Annotated in this window: 23 protein-coding genes and 8 pseudogenes; 11 read left to right on the forward strand and 20 right to left on the reverse strand. The window is 28.3% G+C overall.

The annotated features are described in order from the left end of the window. From BDU_RS06400 to BDU_RS08315, 3 genes and pseudogenes are all read right to left on the reverse strand, one after another. On the reverse strand, positions 1-808 hold an 808-nt coding region (locus BDU_RS06400; protein WP_012539530.1), incomplete at its 3' end, for a complement regulator-acquiring protein. A 371-nt stretch (positions 809-1179) separates the two neighbouring features. Beyond that, positions 1180-1353 carry a hypothetical protein gene (locus BDU_RS08310; protein WP_158298604.1) on the reverse strand — a complete coding sequence of 58 codons (174 nt, stop codon included), beginning with the start codon at positions 1351-1353 and terminating at the stop codon, positions 1180-1182. Positions 1354-1361: 8 nt separating this feature from the next. Continuing rightward, a pseudogene (locus BDU_RS08315) lies at positions 1362-1762 on the reverse strand (variable large family protein); the annotation flags it as partial. A 30-nt stretch (positions 1763-1792) separates the two neighbouring features. On the opposite strand from BDU_RS08315, the pseudogene BDU_RS06405 reads away from it, so the two are divergent. After that, a pseudogene (locus BDU_RS06405) lies at positions 1793-1966 on the forward strand (variable large family protein); the annotation flags it as partial. A 432-nt stretch (positions 1967-2398) separates the two neighbouring features. On the opposite strand, the gene BDU_RS06410 reads toward BDU_RS06405, so the two are convergent. From BDU_RS06410 to BDU_RS06450, 10 genes and pseudogenes are all read right to left on the reverse strand, one after another. Then, positions 2399-3430 carry a variable large family protein gene (locus BDU_RS06410; protein WP_012539531.1) on the reverse strand — a complete coding sequence of 344 codons (1032 nt, stop codon included), beginning with the start codon at positions 3428-3430 and terminating at the stop codon, positions 2399-2401. 219 nt (positions 3431-3649) lie between these two features. Next, positions 3650-4636: a variable large family protein gene (locus BDU_RS06415; RefSeq protein WP_049752307.1), complete on the reverse strand. Its 987-nt coding sequence runs from the start codon at positions 4634-4636 to the stop codon at positions 3650-3652. 281 nt (positions 4637-4917) lie between these two features. After that, positions 4918-5961, reverse strand: a complete 1044-nt coding sequence (locus tag BDU_RS06420) for a variable large family protein (RefSeq protein ID WP_012539533.1) — start codon at positions 5959-5961, stop codon at positions 4918-4920. Positions 5962-6164: 203 nt separating this feature from the next. Then, positions 6165-7155: pseudogene (locus tag BDU_RS06425) on the reverse strand (variable large family protein). After that, on the reverse strand, positions 7130-7276 hold the full coding sequence (locus tag BDU_RS08725; RefSeq protein WP_318250835.1) for a hypothetical protein: 147 nt from the start codon (positions 7274-7276) through the stop codon (positions 7130-7132). Before BDU_RS08725 ends, BDU_RS06425 begins: the two are co-directional and overlap by 26 nt. Before the next feature lie 205 nt (positions 7277-7481). Beyond that, positions 7482-8487: pseudogene (locus BDU_RS06430) on the reverse strand (variable large family protein). Between the two features lie 264 nt (positions 8488-8751). Beyond that, positions 8752-9981 carry a variable large family protein gene (locus BDU_RS06435; RefSeq protein WP_318250836.1) on the reverse strand — a complete coding sequence of 410 codons (1230 nt, stop codon included), beginning with the start codon at positions 9979-9981 and terminating at the stop codon, positions 8752-8754. Between the two features lie 278 nt (positions 9982-10259). After that, positions 10260-10712 carry a Bdr family repetitive protein gene (bdr, locus tag BDU_RS06440; protein WP_041177921.1) on the reverse strand — a complete coding sequence of 151 codons (453 nt, stop codon included), beginning with the start codon at positions 10710-10712 and terminating at the stop codon, positions 10260-10262. 41 nt (positions 10713-10753) lie between these two features. Next, positions 10754-12073: pseudogene (locus BDU_RS06445) on the reverse strand (PBSX family phage terminase large subunit). A 39-nt stretch (positions 12074-12112) separates the two neighbouring features. Continuing rightward, a complete protein-coding gene (locus BDU_RS06450) occupies positions 12113-12664 on the reverse strand; it encodes a DUF603 domain-containing protein (protein WP_012539536.1) in 552 nt (183 codons plus the stop codon). 250 nt (positions 12665-12914) lie between these two features. Here BDU_RS06450 and BDU_RS06455 point away from each other — a divergent pair, with 250 nt between their 5' ends. Together BDU_RS06455 and BDU_RS07515 are read left to right on the forward strand one after the other, a co-directional pair. Next, complete coding sequence (locus tag BDU_RS06455) at positions 12915-13481, forward strand: Mlp family lipoprotein (RefSeq protein ID WP_012539537.1); 567 nt, start codon at positions 12915-12917, stop codon at positions 13479-13481. Positions 13482-14057: 576 nt separating this feature from the next. After that, complete coding sequence (locus BDU_RS07515) at positions 14058-14294, forward strand: hypothetical protein (RefSeq protein WP_049752308.1); 237 nt, start codon at positions 14058-14060, stop codon at positions 14292-14294. Here the strand turns inward: BDU_RS07515 and BDU_RS09030 are convergent. The 5 genes and pseudogenes from BDU_RS09030 to BDU_RS06485 all read right to left on the reverse strand — a co-directional run bounded on the left by BDU_RS09030 (position 14275) and on the right by BDU_RS06485 (position 18224). Next, positions 14275-14814 (reverse strand): annotated as a pseudogene (locus tag BDU_RS09030) (ERF family protein). The gene BDU_RS07515 and the pseudogene BDU_RS09030 overlap by 20 nt on opposite strands. A gap of 352 nt (positions 14815-15166) precedes the next feature. After that, a complete protein-coding gene (locus tag BDU_RS06470; RefSeq protein ID WP_041177922.1) occupies positions 15167-15742 on the reverse strand; it encodes a chromosome replication/partitioning protein in 576 nt (191 codons plus the stop codon). Positions 15743-15816: 74 nt separating this feature from the next. Then, complete coding sequence (locus tag BDU_RS06475; RefSeq protein WP_012539539.1) at positions 15817-16575, reverse strand: ParA family protein; 759 nt, start codon at positions 16573-16575, stop codon at positions 15817-15819. Beyond that, a complete protein-coding gene (locus tag BDU_RS06480; protein WP_012539540.1) occupies positions 16551-17111 on the reverse strand; it encodes a DUF226 domain-containing protein in 561 nt (186 codons plus the stop codon). The genes BDU_RS06475 and BDU_RS06480 overlap by 25 nt, the downstream gene beginning before the upstream one ends. Before the next feature lie 9 nt (positions 17112-17120). Then, positions 17121-18224: a plasmid maintenance protein gene (locus BDU_RS06485; protein ID WP_041177923.1), complete on the reverse strand. Its 1104-nt coding sequence runs from the start codon at positions 18222-18224 to the stop codon at positions 17121-17123. Positions 18225-18402: 178 nt separating this feature from the next. On the opposite strand from BDU_RS06485, the gene BDU_RS08740 reads away from it, so the two are divergent. From BDU_RS08740 to BDU_RS07805, 4 genes and pseudogenes are all read left to right on the forward strand, one after another. Beyond that, positions 18403-18804, forward strand: coding sequence for a hypothetical protein (locus BDU_RS08740; protein ID WP_049752309.1), 402 nt, complete (start codon positions 18403-18405; stop codon positions 18802-18804). Positions 18805-18895: 91 nt separating this feature from the next. Next, positions 18896-19759, forward strand: coding sequence for a DUF244 domain-containing protein (locus BDU_RS08745; protein WP_049752310.1), 864 nt, complete (start codon positions 18896-18898; stop codon positions 19757-19759). Positions 19760-19774: 15 nt separating this feature from the next. Then, positions 19775-19984, forward strand: a complete 210-nt coding sequence (locus BDU_RS08100; RefSeq protein WP_041177924.1) for a hypothetical protein — start codon at positions 19775-19777, stop codon at positions 19982-19984. Continuing rightward, positions 19977-20437, forward strand: a pseudogene (locus BDU_RS07805) (single-stranded DNA-binding protein). Before BDU_RS08100 ends, BDU_RS07805 begins: the two are co-directional and overlap by 8 nt. A gap of 48 nt (positions 20438-20485) precedes the next feature. On the opposite strand, the gene BDU_RS06505 reads toward BDU_RS07805, so the two are convergent. Both BDU_RS06505 and BDU_RS07535 read right to left on the reverse strand, forming a co-directional pair. Then, positions 20486-20917, reverse strand: a complete 432-nt coding sequence (locus BDU_RS06505; RefSeq protein ID WP_041177925.1) for an Mlp family lipoprotein — start codon at positions 20915-20917, stop codon at positions 20486-20488. Between the two features lie 244 nt (positions 20918-21161). Next, positions 21162-21860 (reverse strand): hypothetical protein, encoded by a 699-nt coding sequence (locus BDU_RS07535; RefSeq protein ID WP_012539543.1) that lies wholly within the window; start codon positions 21858-21860, stop codon positions 21162-21164. A 152-nt stretch (positions 21861-22012) separates the two neighbouring features. Between BDU_RS07535 and BDU_RS06515 the strand changes: the two genes are divergently transcribed. From BDU_RS06515 to BDU_RS08320, 4 genes and pseudogenes are all read left to right on the forward strand, one after another. Then, complete coding sequence (locus BDU_RS06515; RefSeq protein WP_012539544.1) at positions 22013-22552, forward strand: DUF603 domain-containing protein; 540 nt, start codon at positions 22013-22015, stop codon at positions 22550-22552. An 11-nt stretch (positions 22553-22563) separates the two neighbouring features. Beyond that, positions 22564-23723, forward strand: a pseudogene (locus BDU_RS06520) (phage terminase large subunit family protein). Positions 23724-23803: 80 nt separating this feature from the next. Beyond that, positions 23804-24205, forward strand: coding sequence for a Bdr family repetitive protein (gene bdr / locus BDU_RS06525; RefSeq protein WP_012539545.1), 402 nt, complete (start codon positions 23804-23806; stop codon positions 24203-24205). Positions 24206-24315: 110 nt separating this feature from the next. Beyond that, complete coding sequence (locus BDU_RS08320) at positions 24316-24465, forward strand: hypothetical protein (RefSeq protein WP_158298605.1); 150 nt, start codon at positions 24316-24318, stop codon at positions 24463-24465. Positions 24466-24657: the final 192 nt, after the last annotated feature.

Genomic DNA, 24657 nt, shown 5'->3' on the forward strand with positions numbered 1-24657 from the left:
TCATTCCACCCTTTTTAACTTTAATAAGATCTTTATATTTTTTCTCAATATGCTTTATCAATTTCTTACTATCAGAACTAATTCCATCTGCCTTAGCTTTATAAGATGCAATAAGACTATCTACAGCTTTCCTCCAATTTAATTTCTGTAATTGAATTTCTTCAAGCTTGGACTTAATTTCTCTTAAATCAACAAGACTTAATTTATCAAGTTTAGCTCTATTTTCTTTTATTTTATTAATTACTCTCTCAAAACTAAATTGAAGATCTACTACTACAATATTCATTATATCGTAAATCCATGTACCCTTATTTGTATTATCCAATTCTACTTTTTTAAGAATTTCTGCAAAATCTTTTATTCTTTCTTTATTGTATAACAAAGAAGAATAAAATAATCGTCTTACTTCCCTATTATCATCATGATCTAATGTTTTATTATTAACAGCATTTAACACTAATTTAAACACTTCATCCTTCATACCATATTGATTTTCCTCCTCAACTTCAGCTTTATCCTGATTTACTAATCCCATAACATTATCAACATCATTTATAAGAGCAGATATTAATTCCCCTTTTTCATCTTTTATTACAGAATCTCCTCTTACCACTTTTTTTACAAAAACTTTATTAACAACATCTTCTTTTCTTGGTTCATCACCTTGAACATTATTTACAACATCTTGAATATTATTTACAACATCTTTTAAAAAATTGTCAGGGCTTCCTTTATTATCCAATAATTTAGAATCTAGATTACAAGATGCTAATCCCAAAACTAATAATATAAATAAATTTTTTCTCACAAATATTCTCCTTCTTTAAGAATTAATAATCACTATTACTAAATAGTAATGATTATTAATTAATAATATATATCACTTTATTTAAAATACAATTTTTTAATTAAAATTACTATTTTTTTTACATTCTTACTCTAAAATTCTTTACTTATTAACACTTTTCTCTTTAAAAAAGAGATATAGTACATCTCATTTGTTTTTTTAATTTTTCTGTTGAAGTAGATTTGAAGAGAACTGACGATAAAAATAGTCAAATAGAAATAAATAAGATTATATGTGTTATAAATTTATATTTAGAATATGTTTTATAGTGTGTTAAATGTAAATGTATTGTTTTATGTGGTTAATTTTATTATTTGTGATCTTTAAATGTTCTAGTTAAAAATATTCAGTTTATTATATAAAATTGTACAAAAAAGATAATTCATTATAAAAAATAAGCTTTTATATTTATTTTGAAATACATTTGCCTTAGTTACTGCACTGACTGCTGCTCCTTTAACCACAGGCAAATATTCAGCAGCAACGTCATTTTCTATTGAACTCAAAAACTGTTCTTAAGAACTATATCCACTATCCCTTTCAATGCTTTATACACTATCTTCAATTCTTCTGTACCTGCCGCAACTCCCTGCTTGTTATCACTCTTTACCTCACCCACTAAACTAGAATCACCTATTCCCTTTAATGATTCTAAATGTCCTTTTAATGTACTTAAAGTAATCTTAGCTGTACCAACTGATGTTTTTATTACCTTATCAAATACACCATCTTTATCAACACCTGCCGATGCTTTTGATGCAATTTTATCTAATTCTGCTGATGCTTCTCCTAGCTCTTTTCCTAGGTCACTAAAATATTCTCCTACTTCACTCTTCTTAGTAGTTGCTTTTGTAGTAAATCTAATGTATCGGCTATTAATCCTAAAAATGAATAAAATACATTCTCTGCACTTCTAATAATAAAAAAAACAAGGAGGAGAAGAAAATGAATGTAGAAGGAATAAAAGGTAAGGAAGAATTGTGGAAGGAAGAGGAGAATAGGAAGGGAAGGATAGAAAGAGTAAAAGGAATAGTGATGATGGTAGTGATGGGATGTAATAGTGGGAGAGTAAAAGGAGAGGGGAGAGGATTAAGTGGAGCAATGATGGAAGTAGGGAGAATTTCTTTAAAACTTAGTAAGACACAAAAAAATCAAAAACAAAAAATAAATGAATGGATAAATTGAATGAATAAATGAAAATTTTATTTCGTTTGTTATCAATTTTAAAAACATAAAATCTTTAATATTGAATTTTCTACATACATAATACATAAACTATGTAAAATATAGTCTTTTTGATTTTAATGTATTATTTTTAATATTCAGGCCATGATGTATAATCTTTCTTAAATAAGAACCATACAATAAACTTAATATTTTTCATTAGAATATAAGATGGAATATTTTTTATAAAAAGAAAACAACTTCCCTAAATAAAGAGAAGTGTTGTCCTTAATGATTTTATTTTTTATTACTTAGATCACTAATTTATTTAGTGGTTTATTTAATAGATTCCACTCCACTAGATTTTAATATATACTAATTCAACTATTAATTAGACTTAGCTTCAAAAATTTCTCCTTGTTGAATCTCTCCTAACACCTTATTTATCTCTTTTAATCCCTCATCCACTCTATTCCTGATTGCTATTGTCAATGTACTCAATACCTTACTTACTGCATTTGCTACTACACCATTTACTGCATTAGCATATTTATCACTAGCATCCTGCTTAGCCGCAAATTTACCATCTTTTGCCATTGCCCTTAGTGCTATACCAGCTGCTATTACTGCATCTTTCTTTGCTGGATCTTTAATCTCTTTTTTATTATCAACAGCCGAAGCAATAGCAATTTCTGCAGCATCCTTTGCTGCTTCAATTCCATTAGTATTATCAGCTTTAAGATCTTCGTTAGATTGTGACATTGCCTTCAATATATCAGCTCCACTGACTGTTCCTATTGATGCATTTGCTTTAGCCGCCTCTGCCTCTTGAGTCCTGTCATCATCCTTCTTCCCAAATAACTTACCTATATCTTTTTTTTCTTCAGTAATTACATTATTATCAGCATTACCTTCTTTCTCTCCTAATACCATCCCAACTATTCCTTTTATTCCTTTCACAAGTTTACTCACACTGGTAATATCAGCGGCTTTAGCAGCCTGATCTTTAACAGCATTCCCTATCGTATCATTACCACTAGCTCCCAAAGCCGCTTCCTTTGCTCCTTCTTCAATCTTCCCTATCCTTCCAATAAATTCCTCTACCTTACCTTTCACCTTCTCATAATTCCCATATTCTCCTACAATTTTCTCTAATTTCTCTCTCACTTCCTTCATTGTCTCTGCTATCTTACTAAAATACCCACCAATCTCACTTTTCTTTGTTTCCGCCTTTATCCCCAATGTCCCTGTAATCATATCGCCAAAACTCACAAAAACATCTAAAAATCCTTTCCCTAAATTTACCATCTCACTCAAAAACACTTTCTCCGGATCCTTTACTCCCCCACTATTACATCCCATCATCACCATCATTATTATTACTCTTATTTTCCCCTCTACTTTTTTCTCTATCTTCATTCTTCTAGCCTCCTTGTTTTTCTTATTATTTTTTTTCTAGCTTTTTTATAGCTTTTATTTAGGAAGCAAACAAAAAAGTCAATAAACGACGATTTATATGAATATTATTCATACAACATACACAAATACTGTAAATAAAAAAGAGAGCTTCATTGCTCCCTTTGCCAACGTTCTTATCTAATAATTTTATCTATATTCAATATATTATTAATTCAACTATTAATTAGACTTAGCTTCAGAAATTTCTCCTTGTTTAATCTCTCCTAACACCTTATTTATCTCTTTTAATCCCTCATCCACTCTATTCCTGATAGCTATCACCAATGTACTCAATACCTTATTTACCGCACTTGCTACTACTCCATTAATAGCATAATATGCTTTATCATCATTCTTAGCCGCAAACTTACCATCCTTTGCCATTGCTCTCAATGCTATCCCTGCTGCTATTACTGCATCTTTTTTTGCCGATTCTTCTGAAATTTCTTTTTTATCATTGACAGCTGGAGCAACCGCTATCTCTGCTGCATCTTTGGCTTTCACAATTCCATTAGTAGCATTAACATCAGGATTCTCTTTAGATTTAGCTATTGCCTTCAATATATCAGCCCCACTTACTGCTCCTACTGATGCACTTGCCTTAGCCGCCTCTGACTCTTCAGCGCTATCACCATCTTGATTTCCAAACAATTTACCAATATCCTTTCTCTCATCTTGAATTTTTGTAAAATCAGCATTACCTTCACTTTCTTTTAACACTACCCCAACAATAGCTTTAATCCCTTTAACCAAAGAAATAACTGAAAGTTTATCAGCAGCAACCGCAAATTGGTTTTTAACAGTATTTCCTATTGCATCACTACCACTAGCACCGCCAGCCGCAGTTTTTGACCCTTCTGCAATCCTATCTAATATCCCACTAATAAACTCCTCAACAACTGTTTTAACTTTCTCATATTGCCCATGCTTCTCTAAAATTCCATTTAATTTCACTTTAGTAGTTTGCATATTCTTCTCAATATTACTAAAATATTTCCCTATATTACTTTTCTTTGTCTCTGCCTTTATCCCCAACGTCCCTGTAATCATATCGCCAAAACTCACAAATACATCTAAAAATCCTTTACCTAAATTCGCTATTGAACTCAAAAACACTTTCTCTGGATCTCTACCTCCACTATTACATCCCATCACAACCATCATCATTAACACAATACTTCCCTTAATAAATCCTCTTATCCTTCTTCCTTCTCCCTTTTCTCTTCCCTTTCCTCTTTGCTCTATCTCCTTTATTTTTTCACTTCTTTCTTCGCCTCCTTATCTTGTTTTATTATTTTTAGCTTTTCTAACAAGGATTAAAAGAAAAAATATGATTTATATAACATATACAATACTGCAAATAAAAAAGAGAGCTTTATTGCTCTCTCTACTAGCCTTTTTATCTAATAGTTAGTACATATATTTATATGTACTAACTAATTCAAATACTAATTAGCCTTAGCTTCAGTACCTTCTCCTTGTTTAATCTCTCCCAATACCTCATTAATCCCTTTTAACCCTTCATTCACTGTATTCCTGATTGCTATCACCAACGTACTTAATACCTTATTTACTGCACTTGCTACTGTTCCATTGACTGCATTTTCTGATTTATCTTCATTCTTGGCCGCAAATTTACCATCTTTTGCCATTCCTCTCAATGCTATCCCTGCTGCTATTACTGCATCTTTCTTTGCTGTGGCCTCTTTAATCTCCTTCTTATTAGCAACAGCTGGAGCAATAGCAATCTCCGCTGCATCTGTTGCTTTCTCAATTCCCTCAACATTATCAGCTTTAGGATCTTCCTTAGACTTTGCTATTGCCTTCAATATATCAGCCCCACTTACTGATCCTATACTTGCCGCTGCCTTTGCAATATTTTCTTCTTTTGCATTATCTTTACCAGCATTATCAGCAAATAGATAACCTATATCCTTTTTATCATCCTCTGTGGTCTTAGTAGCATCTGCACTACCTTCACCATCTCTTAACACTATTCCAATAATTGCCTTTATTCCTTTTATTAATGAAATAACAGATTCTTTATTAGCAGCCACTGCAGCCTGATCTTTAACAGCATTCCCTATAGCACCACTACCACTAGCACCCCCAGCCGCAATTTTTGCTCCTTCTTCTATCTCATCTATAGTTGTAATAAATGCAGCAACTTTTTCTCTTACCTTTTCATAATGTCCATTATTTTCCAAAATTTCATTTAATTTTGCTTTTGTTGCTTTCATTGTTTCTGAAATTTTAGTAAAATAAACCCCAATATCCGATTTCTTTGTTTCTGCCTTTATCCCCAACGTCCCTGTAATCATATCGCCAAAACTCACAAAAACATCTAAAAATCCTTTCCCTAAATTTACCATCTCACTCAAAAACACTTTCTCTGGATCCTTCACTCCCCCACTATTACATCCCATCATCACCATCATCATCATCAATAATATTACTCTTACTTTCCCCTCTCCTTTTTTCTCTATATTCATTCTTCTAGCCTCCTTATTTTTTATTTTTTTCTAGCTTATCTAATAAGGAATAGAAGCAAAAAAATATGTTTTATATAGAAATAATTTATATGACATACACAATACCGCAAATAAAAAAAGAGAGCTTGATTGCTCTCATTAACTAAGTTTTTATTGAAAAAATTTAACTATATTCTCAATTTTATCCTAATGATCTTATTCTTTTATTCATTAATTTTGGCAACAGAACCTTCTCCTTGTTTAATCTCTCCTAACACCTTATTTATCTCTTTTAATCCTTCATCTACTCTATTCCTGATTGCTATCACCAATGTACTCAATACCTTACTTACTGCACTTGCTACTACACCATTTACTGCATTAGCATATTTATAACTAGCATCCTGCTTAGCCGCAAATCTACCATTCTTTGCCATTGCTCTTAACGCTATTCCTTCCTACTATTACTGCATCTTTATCTTTTAAAGTATCTCCAAACTCCTTATCATCATCTTTTTTAGCAGCAGCAATCTCTGCTACATTCTTTGCTTCTTCGATTTTAATCTCATTATTAGCAGCCTCTCCAGACTTAGCAATAGCTTGCAACATATCAGTCCCACTTACAGCTCCAACCGACGCGCTTGCCGAAGCTGCATGTGCTTCTGTCCCATCATCCTTTTTACCAAGTAACTTACCAATTGACTTTTGTTCTGTATTACCAGTCTTAGTAGCTTCTGCATTCCCTTCATTATCCTTTAAAACCACTCCAACTATCTCTTTAATTCCTTTAACTAGTGAATTAACAGCAACTCTATCTGCAGCATTAGCATCTTGACAAGCTTGAGTAGCACCACCAATCTTATCATCACCAGTAGCACCTTTTGCTGCTTCTTTTGCTCCTGCAGCTATCTTATCTACAGTACCACTAATAAACTGCTCAACAACTGTTTTAACTTTTTCATATTTCCCATTCTTCGCAACTTCCGTTTGCAATTTATTTTTAACAGACTCCATTGTTGTTGCAATATCAGTAAAATACTTTCCTACATCGCTTTTTTTAGTCTCCGCTTTAATTCCAAATGCTCCAGCTACCATATCCCCAAAACTCACAAATACTTCCATAAATCCTTTCCCTAAATTTACCATCTCACTCAAAAACACTTTCTCTGGATCCTTTACTCCCCCACTATTACATCCCAGCACTACCATCATCATTAATATTATTACTCTTATTCTCCCCTCTTCTTTTTTCTCTCTCTTCATCCTTTTCGCCTCTACTTATCTTCTCCTCTCTTTCTTCCACTTCTCTTTTCCCTACTATTTCATCTACATTCATTTTCTTCGCATCATTATCTTATTATTTATTGTTTTTTTCTAGCTTATCTTTTAAGGCTCAGAAGAAAAAAATACGTGTTATATAAAATATAATTTATATAACACATACAATACCATAAATAAAAAAAAGAGAGCTAAAACAAGCCCTCTTAACTAATTATTCTATCTAACTAATATGAATATATCCAAAATATTCCTAATTCAACTTAATCACTAACTTTAGTTTCAGAACCTTCTCCCTGTTTAATTTCTCCTAATACCCTATTTATCTCTTTTAATCCCTCATCCACTCTATTTCTGATTGCTATTGTCAATGTACTTAACACCTTATTCACTGCACCTGCTACTGCACCATTTACTGTCTTAACTGCATCATTTTCATTATTCTTAATAGAAAATTTACCTCCTTTAGTCATAGCTCTAAGTGCTATTCCTCCTGCTATTACTGCATCTTTTTTTGCTTCATCCTTAATCTCTTTTTTATTATTAACCGCTGGAGCAATGGCAATTCCTGCTGCATCCTTTGCTGCATCAATTCCATCAGTAGCGCTAGAATCAGGACTTTCTTTGGAGTTCACTATTGCTTGCAACATATCAACTCCATTTATAGCTCCAATACTTGCTGCTGCTGCTTGGACTGCCGCATTATCAGCTCTATTATCATCGGTGGTTGCAGTAAATAACTTACCAACATCTTTTTTACTATCACCTTTAGTAAAATCAGCTCCCCCATCTCCCTTCCCTTTTAAAACAATTTCAACTATCTCTTTAATTCCTTTCACCAGAGATTTAACACTTGCTACTTCTGCTGGTTTAGCATCTTCATTTGCCTTAGCATTCCCCACAGCTTCACTACCTCCACCACTAACTCCCAAAGCTGCTTCTTTTGCTCCTGCAGCTATCTTATCTACAATCCCACCAATAAACTCCTCGACTACCTTCCTAACTTTCTCATATTGCCCATTCTTCTCTAAAATTTCTCTTAACTTTACTTTAGTAAGTTTGCATACTCTTCTCAATATCACTAAAATATTTCCCTATATCTTCCTTCTTTGTTTCTGCCTTTATCCCCAATGTCCCTGTAATCATATCGCCAAAACTTACAAAAACATCCAAAAATCCTTTACCTAAATTAGCTATTGAACTCAAAAATACCTTCTCCGGATCCTTCACTCCCCCACTATTACATCCCATAACTACCATCATCACCATTATCACTTCTACTATTCTTCTTATCCTCCTTATCTTTAAAAGATTAAAAAGAAAAAAGATGATTTATACAAAAAAAGATAAGTTAAGAAACATACACAATAAATACAAATCAAAAAAGAAAACTAAAATAAGCCCTCCTAACTAATTAATACAATTTATATTATAAATATCCATAACCCCCCTTCTTTTATAAAAAGAAAATACTCCAACACATATCTACACGTATAAAGAGCATTTTCTTTACTTATTACATTACTTACTGATTCATATATAATTAAACGCTTTTCGATTTGACTTTAATAATATTTGCTCTGTCTGTTCTAAACATTGACTTACTATTATTTTAGTAATACTTTCTATTGCTTTTAATAATTTATTTACTGCGCTTACTCCTACTCCGTTAACCGCATTTGTACTGGTTTTTGCTGCTGATGCATCTAGCTTACCGCCTTTAAGCAAAGAACGTAATGCTATTCCTCCTGCTAATGCTAATTTACTTGCATTTTGTGCATTGTCTGCTGTTGTTGCTGCTCCTGTTACTGCAAGTTTTACTGCATGTTTTGGTTGAGTTGCTGAACTGATGGTAGTTTCAGCAACAACATCTGAATCCTCAGCTGATGTTATAGCATATAACATGTCTTCACCTGTTACTGAAGTTACTATTGATAAAGCCTTGGCTGCATCTCCTTCAACTGCTCCTCCTCCCCCTGTTGTCTTTAGTACTTTACCTCCTTCTTTTTCCTCATTAGATACTGTTTCATTTTTAGATACAGTTGATTTTTTAACGCTAAAATTAACTATGCCCTTTAAAGCTTTTAATGCTCCCTTAACATCTTCTACACTAGAACCTACTCCTTCTACTGCTGTTGCTACGTTTGCTGTAACACCACTTACTACCATACTTTCGTTAATAAGAGTTTGTAAAGAAGTAATATGCTTCTTTAATTCATTAAGTGTTTTCTTTGCTTGCCCTATACTTCCATCTTGAGATTCTTCAACATTGATTCCTACTTTGCTTGCTACCTCTTGTACTTGATTAATCGCTTTATCTATTGCATTTACTAAGTCTTTGAATTTATCTGATATATCACTTTTTTTTGTTGAATTAGTAACTGAAATTCCTAAAGAATTTGTTATTAAATCTACAAATGCAGAAAATATAGATTTAGTTGTATCACCCAATTTTAAACCTCCAACCTCTTGTAGCCCTACCTCTTCTACTTCCTTTACTCCCCCACTATTACATCCCATCACCATCATCATCATTATCACAAACTTCACCATTACTTCCTTATTAAAATGACTATTTAAATATTTCTTTGATAGAGAATCAATTTCATTAAGTCTAATAGCTTCTCGTAAAATTTGATTCTTTGCTTTAACTTCGGCTAATTCTTGCGCTACTCTTTGATTTATGCTTAAAGGTTTACTTGATCTTGCTTTGCTTGATAATATTTGCTTATCATTCTCAGCAAGTCCCTTTTTATACTTCATATAATGATTATATTTATTCAAACTACTAAGTAGATTCCATTGTACAGGACGTCTTCTGCAACATTATTTATATAATTCCCGAAAAATATTGAATGTCTGTATAATTCATAAGAATTGATTTTAGAATTGTGTTTCATTTTACCTCTAACCTATCAACCTTATTCAATATACAATAAATAATTATAGATAAATTATTTATTTTTGCTAAAAAAAGCAAAAACTATAAAAAATTTGCAAAAAAAAATTAAACTTATTCTTTAGATAGAAGAAACATTTACTTATTTAAATATCAGCGTTAATAAAATTCCTATAGTTAAAGTAATAATGGTTCCAAACATCCAAGCATGTAATTTAAATGTTCCTTTAACCTCTGATGCAAATTTATCTATCTTAGTATCAAGTTCTATTTTATTCAGTTCCATATCTTTTCTTACAAGAGAAATCTCTGATTTTAAGTTACTTTCAACAGTATTTATCTTATTATCAAGTTCAGTGAACTTACTATCCATTCTATTAATAAGTTCTTCTTTCGTGTCAAAAATTTTTTCTTCTAAATGTTTTAATTTGATGTCAAAGTTTTCTTTTAAATACTGAAGATCTTTAGTAGTAAGTTCATTTTTATAGTATCTATAAGATAAATCGTCCGCAATATCTCTCTTAATACCAGCTTTTACAAGCTCATTTAATACCATCTGCCTAGTAATTACAGGTTCCATTTGCATATACTCCATAAAGAATCTCCTTATGTAATTATTATACAATAATTTATAAGCTAAATGAAAGTAAATTTAGTAAAATGTCGACTTCTATCACAATAATTTAAAGACAAAATTAAATATGCTGCTAATAATGCATCAAGAGCATCATCATGAACTTTGACATATCCATTATATGAATAAATATCATTAAATACAAAACGACTACTATAATCTAATAAATGCATCTTTTTATAAGTAAATGGTGTTAATAAAGAAACAATCCTTGCGTGTTTATTTGTTTTGGGTCTTATTGGTGCAATTCTAAAGTAATTTTCCATATTATCTCGAAGTTTAACATATTCACGTATCAAAGCCCCAGATCCTTTAATATCATCTCTATCTTCAATATAAAGAGTATTAACATTACATTCCCCATTATTACCTTTATTGTATTCATAATACATGGATCAACAGCTGGTTTTTGATCTTGAAATATAAATGCATAATACTTGTCCGACACCTTCTCTAAAACACAAAGAGCAGTATTATCTCCACCACTACTATATGCTGGATCTAAATAAGATATAGGACTTTTAAATTCATAGTCTTCAATAATATTAATATTACGAAATATCGCATCATTATTTGCAACCCATTCTCCTCGTAGTACACCGGCTTTATATGTTGGCAAGTCTTTATAAATTTCTTCTTGAGTCTTTATAAATTCCTTTGAAATTGTCTCATTATCATACGTTGTAAAATTATATGTAGAATATATTGTGTTATTATCAATATAATCTATTTTAAAATAATTCTATGGATGATCAGGATTAGTATCAAAAATAATAAATTCTGGTTTCATTCTTAGTCTCTTAAGCGCTTCTTTTAATGTCTCTTTATAAAGAGTTGTTGCTTCATTAACATAAATATAACAGCAGAATTCGATCCTCTAAATCTTTCAAAGTCTCTTATTTTATCTCCACCATATAAATTAACCCTTAAAGAATTGATTCCAAAATATGACGTATTTGAATATTTCGGAACAAAAGGTATTTTAAGCATATTAGCAAGATTTTCAAACTGTTCTATAACATTAATTTCTAATGCCTTCTGTGAGTTGCCTAATATAAAATTATTGGTACCTTTCCTATAAAGATGTCTATTTTTAAGTAAAGTTTTTAAAAATAAATAACAAGCCAAAAATGTTTTACCACTTGCAATTCCACCTGATAAAATAATTTTTTTTGATTATTCTTTTCAATATCATTTAACACTTTACGTTGTTTTTTAGTCAATAACTTATTTTCAAATCTTTCAAAATCAACAACCACTGGTTTTGGTTTAATAAAAGACGCAATATCAATCCCAAATTCACGCTTATATTCCCTTTGCATATACTTAAAAATACTACTACTATATATATATCCATTTACTTATCCTCCAAACTTAAATCTACTCTCATCTAAGTCTGGAATTTTGAGTTTCTTCATTGTTTCATAACATAATTTCATTGTTTTATCTTCTTTCTCACGTTTCAAATCTTTAAGCTTAATCTTCTTATCTTGAAGTTCTCTACTATTTCCTTTATTTTGAATCATTTTAATCTCTCTCTCCAATAGATTTATTTCTTCTATACAATCCTCAAGTTCTAATTCTAAATAATTATTAAATACCTTCATAAACTTAAGTCCAAGTTGACTTTTCGTTATACTAAATTTACTTTTAAGCTCACGTGCTTTGGCATTGGTTTCAAGTACTCGATCTAAGATACTATTAAGAGTAGTTTTACAAATAGTTACTTTATTATCACTATAAAACTCTGTGGGATTATCTTTACTACTTTCCCATTTTTGTCTCATTTTACTTACATTAGCTCGTGTAACACAAAGCTCATTCGCTATTTCAGCATTATTTAATCGACCTTCTTCAAAATACATGGCATAATCTTCATATGCTCTTTTTACTTTATTCATATCTCTATTCATATCTCTTCAACCTTATAATTTAACAAAAATTAATTTTAGTTAACATAAACTTTATAACAAAACATTAAACTTTCCAAGTTTAAAAGGTTATTTTGAAAGTAATAGTGATAATTTAGAACAATTTAAAGATCAAGCATCAAGTAATTGTGAAATAGAAGAATAAAGATAAAATTAAAAGCAAATCTTTTTTAAAAATCTCTATACAAACCAAAATAACTAATAGTATACTTAAAAACAAGGGGAATATTATATGTATAAATATCTAAAACAAGTACTAATTTATAGTCTAATACTAATTTACTCTTGTACAGATAAAGTAAAAGAACCTACAAACACACAACAAGCGAATTACAATAAGAATTTTAATACCATTATTAATGGATTTAACAAATATATAGAAAAAGCAAGAGAAGACTTGAACAAACATGAAAAAGATAAAAGACAACTACAAAATTATGACGACTATAAAATAGCAATAGACAAATATGATAAATTTATTTCTTGGATTGAAGATAATCCCGACACAAAGAAAAAACTAGATACAGATTTTACTGAGGCTTATAATTGTCTAGAGCAAAGAAGAGCAGAAAATGCACCTGAAAAAACTTTAGATGAATATATACGTGATGCCATTGATTGCACAAATAATCCTTTATCATGTAAAGATACAAGGAAAAAATATGGAACTAAAAATAACCAGATATTTTTATTCTTTACATATAATTTCCATACACTATTTCACAGTAAAAACACTCTCAAAGATATATTAGTCAAATTTAAAACACTTGATATTTCAGAAGTAAAAGATAAATTTTGATTTTATTGTAAGTAAGCAATAAATTAAAAGTTTATAAAAAGTGAAGGAAGTTGACTTTATGTTAACCTATGATAAAAAGTAGGTAAACAAAAGAAAGATAGAGGCAAGATATTATCATTGCACAAAGTCTTAGGCTTAAAATGGAGTAGAAAACAAGCATATAGTAAAAAATAGGAATAAGTATCTTAGATATTTATTCCAAAAATATTTCAAACTATATCTTCTACTAACTTAAACCAAACTACATGTCATTTTTAAAATACAAAGAAAGGACCAAAAAATTGACTAAACTTATAAGTATTTGTTAATATATTAATTAACCATTTAATAATTTTTAAAATTATTAGTTAATAAGTAAACTTAAAAATAAAAATACTAAACCCAAATCCATTCCTATAAGATTCTATCTGAATGAAAAGACAACAAAACTCGTAAAACGCTGCATCACAAAACTCAAAGATATAGATCCAATTTCTGGATGGTTCATATACATATTATCAGTAACTGATTGTAGAGAAGTAGAGATCAAAATGTCAAACTTATGATATATCAAAAGAAAAAAGCAATAATGGTGAAATGTTTTATAGTTTACGTGTCAATGTTGCAAAGAAGCGAAGTAATATTTGCACCAGAGAAGTAGTAATTAGTGAAAATGAATATAAATCTATTATGAGAGTACATCATGATTATTTTATATCTAAAGGCAAAGACACAAAACGTACTTATCTATTTCAAAAAAGCAAAAATAAATTTAAAGATAATAGAATAAATATAAATAAAATTTCAAAACAATTTAAAGACTTTTTACTCTAATTTCTATTGATCTTGCTTTTGTTACATCTATAGATGGTTTGTCTGTACTACTATCTTCACTATTAGAAATATTATTTTCAATTTGTTCTTTATTGTTCTTTTGTTCAATATCTAAATTACTAGCATCAGTATCAACTTCATTTTCTATTGACAAATATGCAACTAGTGCATAAAGTTTGAAATAAGTTGCTGCAGACCCCACAAGCTTCGGCCATGTATTTTGACTTTTTACCCCAAGAAACTTCAATTCTTTTATATGTGTTGATGTATCAAATGAATGTTAATATCCACTTAAAGGACTATAAAACGTTATTGTAACAACATCTATTAAATTACAATCAATACTCTTTGTAGTTGGATACTGTACAAAATCAATATTTAGATCATATTCCTTAATAAAATTCTTAACTTTCCTTACTATTTCATTAAAATCTTGATATTTATATCCATATCCATTAAGATTTTTGTTTAAACCATTCAAACCCATTCTCAACGTTTTAAGGTTCTTTAAAAAGTCCATTCTCTTTTGATTGCTTGTTGTATTTTTATTATTAATTTTTGTTGTTTTTTTGTATATTTATTTTTGTAACATTATTTATAATTTATATTTTACATTCTTAATATTCTTTTAATGTGAATTAATAGATATTATATTACAAAAAACAAAAAAATTTCAACACCATTTACAAAAAAATAAATTTTGATTTACTATATTTGATGGCAAAAACTTAGGCCTTGATTAAAAATTCTTACAAGAATGCTTAATCCAAGCCTAAAGACTTACAAGCACGATCACATTAAAGGTAGTCCTAAAATGATAGTACTACTAGCAATAATTAGGATACAATAAATCCAAAGTAAAATCAACTATATTATTTTTTTGATATCCCATACTCTGTTTCATACTTATCTAAAAGTTCTTTCTCATTCTCAAAAAGTCTTTCTAAAAGAAAACTCGTAAATTTAGCTTTTGCTTTATAATATATATATGCTTGTTCCGTTTTAAGCTGAAATCTTAATGGTTTTATTATATTACGATTAGATTTTTTAACTTTTGTTCCTTCTTTATTTCTTAAAAAAATTAATGCATCCTGAACACCATTTTGCACTATATAATTTTCTTCAACAATTTTCTCTTCTAATGCATTTGCTATTCTTAAATAATCATAAGCTTGACTTTTTGCAATTCTATAATTTTTAGTAAATTCTTCAAAATTTTTATAATTATCTAATTTATAGTATTGATTATCCTTTATCTCTTTTAATATTTTCATATTCTCTATTTTGTTATGTATTTCTTTTTGAAAATTAAATACCAATCTCTCTTTTAAATATTTATATCGTTCCATTATTTCATATCCAGAATCAGACACGACTATACCTTGATTTTTATCTTCCATAATACGATCTTTTATCTTTATCATCATATTTTTTACTTTTGAACCCATAACCAACCTCCCTTAATTTATTAAAATTTATATTTGCAAATTTATAAAATTTATATGATATAAGTTATATCTACTCATAAAGTTACACGATTTTCCGATAACTGGAAAAATCGTTCAAGTGCTATTTGATATTCTTTGATATAATCTTTATTTAAATCAAAAATGTTATTTTGAGCTATTCTCTTATTTAAGTCCTCACGTTCTGGTATTACTCCCAAAAAATTAGTATCTTTGCTTATAATATCTAACAAATGTTTATAGGTATTATTCCTTTTAAAATTTGTCACTACTGGAAAAACAGGTACCTGTAATTTCAATCTTTTTAAAGCAAATCCTAAAAGTTGCAAACTTTCAATAGACCATTTTTGAGCTGTCATAGGAACTATTACATAATCACTAACAACCAAAACATTAGTTAAAATAATACCTAAACTAGGACTTGTATCGATTATTATATAATCATAAGAATTATCCAATAATTTTAAATTATCCTGTAATCTCGTCTCTTTAAAAGGCATATTATCATCATAAAAGAGATACAAATATAAATGACTAGGCAACAAACTTAAATTTTCATTTATTTTTAATATAGATAAATCAATATCTATCCTATCCGTTAACACTTCATAAATATTTTTACTTATAATATCTACATTTTGATCGTCCAAGATATCAGAAAAATAACTAGTAACTGATGCCTGAGGATCCATATCAATCAAAAGAACTTTATACTTTTGAGCCAATAATATTGAAAATATAATAGAACTTGTACTCTTTCCAACACCTCCCTTGATTGATGCCAAAGTCATTATTTTTGTCTTTTTTTTATCCATTTATTTATAAACCCTCCGTCCGATAACTTTTTATCATAAAATTCATATACTTGTATCTCTAAAGTTGAAAGTTTTTCTATCAAAGAATTATAATATTTAGTACCTACCTTATCTTTTCTTAATAAGTAAGAAAATCCTCTTAAATAACAAAATATGCTTCCCTTTTTAAATCTAAATTCTATATAATAAACTATAGAAAATGTAGACGCTTTCATAATACCATTTTCTTCATATCTCCTTACGACGTTTTTTATTGGTTTACTATATCCATAAAAAATACCCAAAAATTTATCTTTCTCTTTTATAGGAAATAAATGAAACGATTCTATTTTTTCTTGATTAAATAGTTCTCTAAATGAAATAAAAAATTTACTTTTATGGTTTCTATTACTTTCAAATACATACAAATCCTTCATGATCTTAGTGTGATATAACATTCTGTCGTTTTTATTTTCTATTTTGACAAAAATAGATTTATCTCTTTTTGCTTTAATTTCTATTTTTTTTTCTCTAAGACGCTCTAATACGCTATCCATAACAAATCCTTAGTCAACAATCTTCTCATACTCCTCTATTCTTAAATGTTCCTTGCCTTCTACCATCTCTAAAATCTCGTAATAATAGTGATTATTAAATACTTGGCTATATTTCAAATCAACCTGATTACTTAAATAATTTCTTAAAATTGGCGCTAAAACTTTAACCTCTACTTTGTTCTTCAACTGATCTAATAGTATACTAAATATATTATTTCTAATCTGCTCATGGTCTTCTTTTTCACCTTTTTTCTTGTATTCAACTGTTTTCTTAATCCTTTTTACTATCTGCCCTAAATCGCCGTATTTACTACTCTCTACGATAAAGTGCGGCTTGTCTTTATACTTGTCATACGCTTTTTGTATCTCTGTTTCTAATTGCTTCTCATTATATCCCTCTTTTTCTAGTTCTTCTTTTTTTTCTGCTAATGCTTTTTCTAATTCTTTTCGTTTATCTACTAATTTCTTGCTTTTATTTTGTTCTCTTTCTTTTCTATTCTCTTCTTTCTTTAATTCTATTAGCTTTGCTATCTTGATTTCTTTTGTTGTTTCTAAATTTAAAATTGAGAGATATTTATCATCTTTGAATTCACACTTCTTTATATACTTCTTTAGTTGTGCATTTTCTCTTTCTGTTTTTTTTAGTTCTTTCTTCTTTTTTTTATTATTCTTATTATTAATACACTCCCATTTTTCTGCACTCCCATTTTTCTTTAGACTCCCATTATTAGTGCATGTTTGTTGATGATATGAGTTGGCACGTTGTTGAAATCTTTCTTCTTTTTTGTCTTTAAAATGTTTATTGATTTTATAGTGACATTCTTTTTTAGAAAATCTAAGTTTATAATGAATTTCAGTACCGCAATTCTCTCCTAAATGTCTGTAATAGTTACTAGTTACTTGAAATTCTTTTTCTAGTTTATATAAATAACTTTGTAGAGTTTTGAGTGTAGCTTTTTTTTGACCATTATTGCTTAAGTTATTATTAAAGTAATATAGTATTTTATTTTGATTATATTTCTTAAACTTAGAATTTACATAATTTAATGTTGATATTAATACAATTAATTTGTGTTGGTATTTATTATTGATGTTTTTTTTTTGACCTTTCATATCAAGCTCCTTTAATGTGAATTGCTGTAATCTATAATAACGCAATTATTACTAAAAAGTAAACTATTCTTTTAATAAATATTTTTTGAGAAAAAACATAAATATTGTAGCAAAAATTATTTTTATCAAAATTTTTGCTATATACTATATTAGTAATTCACATTAAAGGAAACTAAATATGACAAATATTAATAAAACAGTTAATAATAGAGTAAAAAAGATGAGACGACAATATTTATACACCCAACAAGTTATTAAAGGTTTAGAAGCTTTTGTTCCAGCGCCAGAGTCTGATAATAATAAACAAACTAATATAAGTAAAATGAGCAAAATAGGACGTAAATTACCTGGTATCAAAAAGAATGAATATTTCAAGTTTAATAGTAAAGAAGATTTTTCTATTCAACGTGGGACGTTAACAAGATTTGGTGCTAGTGAAGTTGTGAGTATATTTCTTGGTGTTGATGCTGCTTCTGAATTAATTATAAGTAGAGTACTTAAATTTTTTGGGAAAGAAGTTCCATATAAAGATAATTTTCATATTAAAAAAGGTAAAGCATTAGAAAAATTTAGGATTTGATGAGTTTCTACGTATTTATTTTTATAATATACAAGTTTTACATAAAAACAAATATGCTAATGGAATAGACAAATATAATTACTTCAAACGAGTGGGATTAGGAGATAATCTTGTTGGTGCAACAATAGATGGTTGGTTTGTAAATAATCAAGGTGAAGCAGAACTATTAGAGATTAAATGTAGTGATAGTAATTATTTAACATCAGCTATTACAGAATATAATCAAACAGGTAATTTTTTAGATAGTAAATATTTCTTTAAATATTATGTTCAGGCACAAGTGCAACTTGCATGTACTGGCTTATCAAAATGCAACCTATTCTTTTTGATTGGTGATGAGCCTATTAATTGTGTTATAGAGAGGAATAATGGCGTTATAGGGATAGTGATGATTTATATTGCGGCATTGGATATGGAAGTTGGGCGTATTTGTAATATTATAAAGAATGATAAGTCTATTGATCTTGCAAATATTGACATAGAAAATTTAACTAATCATATAAAACTATTACTACAAGATAGTAAATATTATTCAGACTTATCAGAGTTAAATTATAAATATGAGTTTATAAGTTTTATCAATATTGTTACTTTAAATATTGGTGAAGAAGAGCGAGAACTTTTAGGGAAACATTTAGTTGATATTCAATCTAAGCAAACAGAAATAGATAGGAAAGATAAAGAGCATGCTAAAGAATTATATGCACTTACTAAACAAGATAAGGATGTTCTTAAAGATATATTTAGTAAGTTATCTATGGAGTTTTCGTTAACAGATAATATTGTTTATAGATTAGGAAAGAGTGTATTTGCGTTAAATTCAGGTAAACGTGCTATTAAAGATAGATTTAAGTTAATTACGGATCATTATGATTATTATGATATTAATGATATTAGTTCTCGTCGTAAGTTCTCTATATCTAATCCTGTATCTTCCACCCCATATGCAATTTAATGGGAGGTGGAGCAGATGATTATACATGTAATAATCTTTATTTTAATAATTTTATATCGTGTGTTAAAATTTATATGTAAGTGTTTAAGAAATATTATTAAAGAATATGTTTATGACTATAATACAACAAAAGAATACAATGAATATTTAGGTAACTTGTATTGTGATCTCCAAAGAATGGAGATCAGACGTAGGCTTTATGATGATGGGGGTTTTGATGTCTGACATTAATAACATCACATTATCAGGACGCTTAGTTAAAGATTCACTTTTATCTTATAGTAGTACAAATTTAGCTATACTAAATTTTTCTATAGCTAATAATATTAAAGTCAAAAGAGAAGGTGAGTGGAGAGATAATGCACAATTTTTAATTGTGTATTATTTGGTAGGCGAGCAAAAACTCTTATTCATTTTCTTAGTAAAGGTAAGCAAGTTGTTGTTCATGGATCTATGAGACATGAGTATTATAAGGATAAACATAGTGGAGTTGATAAAATTAAAAGCATTATTTTTGTAGATCAACTGAGATTGTTTGGTGCAGATAGTAAGCATTATAATCCTAAAGTTGATATTCCTCTTCCTGTTCCTCTTCCTGTTCCTGATTCTGCTTGTGAATTTAATCCTTTTATTTTGCCTTTTACTTTGATCAAAATACTTGTATATTTTATTTCTTAAATTTATATTTAAATACTATTTACTTTTTTTACTTATAGATTGAATATATTAGATGTTGCACATACTTTTTACCAGATCTTGAAATTTATTTAATTTATCGTTATCAATTTGATTATTGAAATATTGATTTATTGTTGTTTTGAATGTGTTTTTTGCTTCAGCCTTATCATTTGCACATGGTGTAATTTCATTGTGTATGTGATCAAGGATAGGCTTTATCTTAGATATGTCTATTTTTAAAAATTCATTAAAAGTAGATTCATTATTTAGAGCTTCTTTGAAAAATTCTAATGCTTTTTTTTGATCGTCACTTAATTTTTCTTTTAAAAGCGTTTCTTGATTTTTTTGTTTTTCTTTTAACTGTTCTTCAGTTAAATCCTTTTTATGTTTGTCTTCTTCATTTTTTGTATTGGAACTAGATTGTTTGCAATTGTTTAAAAATAAAATAATTATTAAAAATAATATATTGAGTTTATTCATCAATATCTCCTTTTTTGATTTAATGAATGTTTATTTATAGTCAACAATATAAATCATTATTTGCATATTATAATAAAATATAGCGTTTATATTAATTATTCGATAATAAGTATGTTTAATGAAAATATATAGCGATTGTTATGTTGTATAAATTACTTTGATTATTATTTGATTAGCAACTACTAAATCGTAGTTGTTAAATGTTTATTTATTTTTGATTAACAGTTTATTTTGTTACTAATTTTTAATATTTCCATAGTTCAAATAGATATTGATAGTCATGTTTATTTTGAAGTACGTGTTTCATTTTTTTGAAAATTTCTTCATTAGTATCGTAGTATTCTTTCGGAATCATGCTTATATGTAAAATATAAAAGAAAAGCATCTCGATACAACTAGTACCCCTAGTACAACTGTTACCATATAAGTCCTCGTTGTATGTATGTTCCTTTTTATATTCATCATTTTGATATTGATAATAAGCACCTTGTATATATTCTTTAGTATTTTGATGCTTATTACTTGCAAGTTTTTTTCGTTTATTTTCTATAAAATTATATGTATAACTAAAGGCATTACTTAATTCTTTTTGTTCTTGCTTGCGTGTATTATCTAAAATCCAAGTTCGAAATTTTGTGTATTTGTTCACTTTATTTTTCGATTCTTGATTCATTTCATAATAGTCTTTGTCGTCTCTCCTATGTTTTTCTATATTTTCGATCTCTAGTAGGATCCTTTCTTTTTCCGTATCAAGTGCGTATATTAATACATCGAATATATTTTTTTCTTTAGAAGTTAAAATAGATTTTAGTGGATTAGTGGGAGTAATGTTTATAGGTGTTTTATCAGATTCATTATTAAGTTTATCTAGATTTTTATCTTCATTGCGACCATATAAAAATAACGTGATAAAAAGCATTAGAATATTTATATTTTTATTCATATGATATTCTCCTTTATTTTCAATAATACATTATATTTTTCTTTGGATATATACTTGTAAGCTTTTTTCGTTGATTTTGTAAAATTATTATTTTGTTATAGAGTTTATGTTAAGCTGAATTGATTTTTGTTAATTTAGAAGGTTGAAGAGATATGAATAAAGTAAAGAAATCATTTGATGATTATATTGTGTATTTTAATGGAGGAAAGCTTAGTGATGCACAAATTAGTAAAGAGATGGGTGTAAATCGTGCTAATGTATGTAAAATGAGGCGTAGATGGGAGTCTAGAGAAAGCAATAATTTAGAAGAACATCCAAAAGTAACAATTAGTGAAGAAACTCTAAATAATGTGTTAATTTGTGCATCAGAGCATAATGCACAATCAGGTAGTATTAGAAGCCAGCTTCATATGTCTAGAAATAGATTGGGATTAGAATTTATTGCTTCATTTAATAGTTATTTAGATTTGGAATTTAAATCATACAATAACGAAATAAAGGTATTAGAGAGCAAAATTGAAAGACTGAGAGAAGGAATTGATAATGAAGACGAGCAAGATCTTAATAATAATCTATGTGAACTTGACGAAGTTAAACGAGCAAAAGAACTTAAAAAAATGGAGTTGTATTATCAAGCTATGCTTAAATTAAAAGCAACTGATTTTGAATCACAAGTTAAATTTAAAATTTAAAGGATTATTTTATGAATATATATGATCTACCTCTTTTTAAGTCTATGCAAAGGGAATATAAGCGTAAATTTGGGATTGATATTGCGTTTTTTATTAAACCAAAACCAGTAGTTGTTGATTTTAAAAGTTTTGAAAATAAGTTGTTGACTAAAAAACAACGTAAAGTGTTACGTGATATTGAAAAGAATAATCAAAACGAAGTTATTTTATCAGGTGGGATTGCAGGTGGTAAAACATTTTTGGCTTGTTATTTATTCTTAAAAACTTTACTTAAAAAATAGGCATTTTTATGGTAAATATATCAATAATTTTATATTAGGCAACTCACAGAAAGCATTAGAAATTAATGTTACAGGTCAATTTGAAAAGCTTACTAATATGCTTAAAATACCTTTTGTTCCCAAATATTCAAATACGTCATATTTTGAAATCAATTCTTTAAGAATTAATTTATATGGTAGTGATAAAGTAAGGTTATATATAATTTTATAACATATGATAATGAGACAATTTCAAAGGAATTTATAAAGACCCAAGAAGAAATTTATAAAGACTTTCCAACATATAAAACCAGTGTACTACTAGGAAAATGGGTTGCAAATAATGATGCTATATTTAGCAATATTAATCTTATTAAAGACTATGAATTTAAAAGTCCTATAGCTTATTTAGATCCTGCATATAGTAGTGGTGGATATAATACTGCTCTTTGTGTTTTAGAGAAGGTGTCGGATAAGTATTATGCATTTATATTTCAAGATCAAAAACCAGCTGTTGGTCCATATGTTATGAATACAATAAAGGTAATAATGGGGAATTTAATGTTAATACTCTTTATATTGAAGATAGAGATGATATTAAAGGATTTGGGGCTTTGACACGTGAATATGTTAGACTTCGAGACAATATGGAAAATTACTTTAGAATTGCACCAACAAGACCCAAAACAAATAAACACGCAAGGATTGTTTCTTTATTAACACCATTTACTTATAACAAGATGCATTTATTAGATTATAGTAGTCGTTCTGTATTTCGTGATATTTATTCATATAATGGAGATGGTAAAAGTCATGATGATGCTCTTGATGCATTATCAGCTTCATATTTAATTATGTCTTTAAATTATCGTGATAGAAGTCGACATTTTACTAAATTTACTTTCATTTAGCTTATAAATTATTGTATAATAATTATATAAGGAGATTCTTTATGGAGTATATGCAAATGTAACCTGTAATTACTAGGCAGATGGTATTAAATGAGCTTGTAAAAGCGGGTATTAATAGAGAGATTGCAGACGATTTATCTTATAGATATTATAAAAATGAGCTTACTACTAAAGATCTTCAATATTTAGAAAGTAATTTTAACCTTAAACTGGAAATATTAGAGCGTGGTTTAAAGGCTGATATTAAAGAACTTGATAACAAAATCGACAAAGTAAGGGACGAATTAAAGTCAGATATTTCTCTTGTAAGAAAAGATATGGAAGTGAACAAAATGGAACTTGATACTAAGATAGATAAATTTTCATCAGAGGTTAAAGGAACATTAAAATTACATGCTTGGATGTTTGGAACCATTATTACCATTAATGTAGGAATATTTCTAGCATTAATATCTATGCTATATGCATTGTTTATAAAGTAGATTTAAATAAGTAAATATTTCTTTTATGTAAAGAATAAGTTTAATTTTTTTTTGCAATTTTTTATAATTATTTATTGTATATTGAATAAGGTTGATAGGTTGGGGGTAAAATGAAACACAATTCTAAAATCAATTCTTATGAATTATACAAACATTCAATATTTTTCAGGAATTATATAAATAATGATGCAGAAGACGTCCTGCACAATGGAATCACCTTAGAGATTGTTTATAGTACTGATTTGAAAAGAGATAAATAAGGTATTGGGAGAGATTAAGGAAGGATAAGGAGTTGGAGCTAAGGATAATTAATATCTGAATTAATATGTTTATATTGGAATATAGTTTAACTAATGATAAAAAGAAAAGTATTAGTAAAGGGAGCAATAAAGCTCTCTTTTTTTATTTGCAGTATTGTATGTGTTATATAAGTCATATTTTTTTGCTTTTAA

Origin of the sequence: Borrelia duttonii Ly, assembly GCF_000019685.1 — a bacterium.
Taxonomy (GTDB): Bacteria; Spirochaetota; Spirochaetia; order Borreliales; family Borreliaceae; genus Borrelia; species Borrelia duttonii.

Coding starts and splice junctions, on each gene's coding strand:
- BDU_RS08320 (WP_158298605.1), top strand. CDS start 24,316: ATGAAACACAATTCTAAAATCAATTCTTATGAATTATACAAACATTCA.
- BDU_RS07535 (WP_012539543.1), bottom strand. CDS start 21,860: ATGAATAAAAATATAAATATTCTAATGCTTTTTATCACGTTATTTTTA.
- BDU_RS08100 (WP_041177924.1), top strand. CDS start 19,775: ATGATTATACATGTAATAATCTTTATTTTAATAATTTTATATCGTGTG.
- BDU_RS06415 (WP_049752307.1), bottom strand. CDS start 4,636: ATGATGATGGTTGTGATGGGATGTAATAGTGGAGGTAGAGATCCAGAG.
- BDU_RS08740 (WP_049752309.1), top strand. CDS start 18,403: ATGACAAATATTAATAAAACAGTTAATAATAGAGTAAAAAAGATGAGA.
- BDU_RS07515 (WP_049752308.1), top strand. CDS start 14,058: ATGTTTTATAGTTTACGTGTCAATGTTGCAAAGAAGCGAAGTAATATT.
- BDU_RS06435 (WP_318250836.1), bottom strand. CDS start 9,981: ATGAAGTATAAAAAGGGACTTGCTGAGAATGATAAGCAAATATTATCA.
- BDU_RS06505 (WP_041177925.1), bottom strand. CDS start 20,917: ATGAATAAACTCAATATATTATTTTTAATAATTATTTTATTTTTAAAC.
- BDU_RS06515 (WP_012539544.1), top strand. CDS start 22,013: ATGAATAAAGTAAAGAAATCATTTGATGATTATATTGTGTATTTTAAT.
- bdr (WP_041177921.1), bottom strand. CDS start 10,712: ATGGAGTATATGCAAATGGAACCTGTAATTACTAGGCAGATGGTATTA.
- BDU_RS06480 (WP_012539540.1), bottom strand. CDS start 17,111: ATGGATAGCGTATTAGAGCGTCTTAGAGAAAAAAAAATAGAAATTAAA.
- BDU_RS06420 (WP_012539533.1), bottom strand. CDS start 5,961: ATGAATATAGAGAAAAAAGGAGAGGGGAAAGTAAGAGTAATATTATTG.
- BDU_RS06450 (WP_012539536.1), bottom strand. CDS start 12,664: ATGAATAGAGATATGAATAAAGTAAAAAGAGCATATGAAGATTATGCC.
- BDU_RS06470 (WP_041177922.1), bottom strand. CDS start 15,742: ATGGGTTCAAAAGTAAAAAATATGATGATAAAGATAAAAGATCGTATT.
- BDU_RS06485 (WP_041177923.1), bottom strand. CDS start 18,224: ATGAAAGGTCAAAAAAAAAACATCAATAATAAATACCAACACAAATTA.
- BDU_RS06410 (WP_012539531.1), bottom strand. CDS start 3,430: ATGAAGATAGAGAAAAAAGTAGAGGGGAAAATAAGAGTAATAATAATG.
- BDU_RS06475 (WP_012539539.1), bottom strand. CDS start 16,575: ATGGATAAAAAAAAGACAAAAATAATGACTTTGGCATCAATCAAGGGA.
- BDU_RS08725 (WP_318250835.1), bottom strand. CDS start 7,276: ATGAATGTAGATGAAATAGTAGGGAAAAGAGAAGTGGAAGAAAGAGAG.
- bdr (WP_012539545.1), top strand. CDS start 23,804: ATGGTATTAAATGAGCTTGTAAAAGCGGGTATTAATAGAGAGATTGCA.
- BDU_RS06455 (WP_012539537.1), top strand. CDS start 12,915: ATGTATAAATATCTAAAACAAGTACTAATTTATAGTCTAATACTAATT.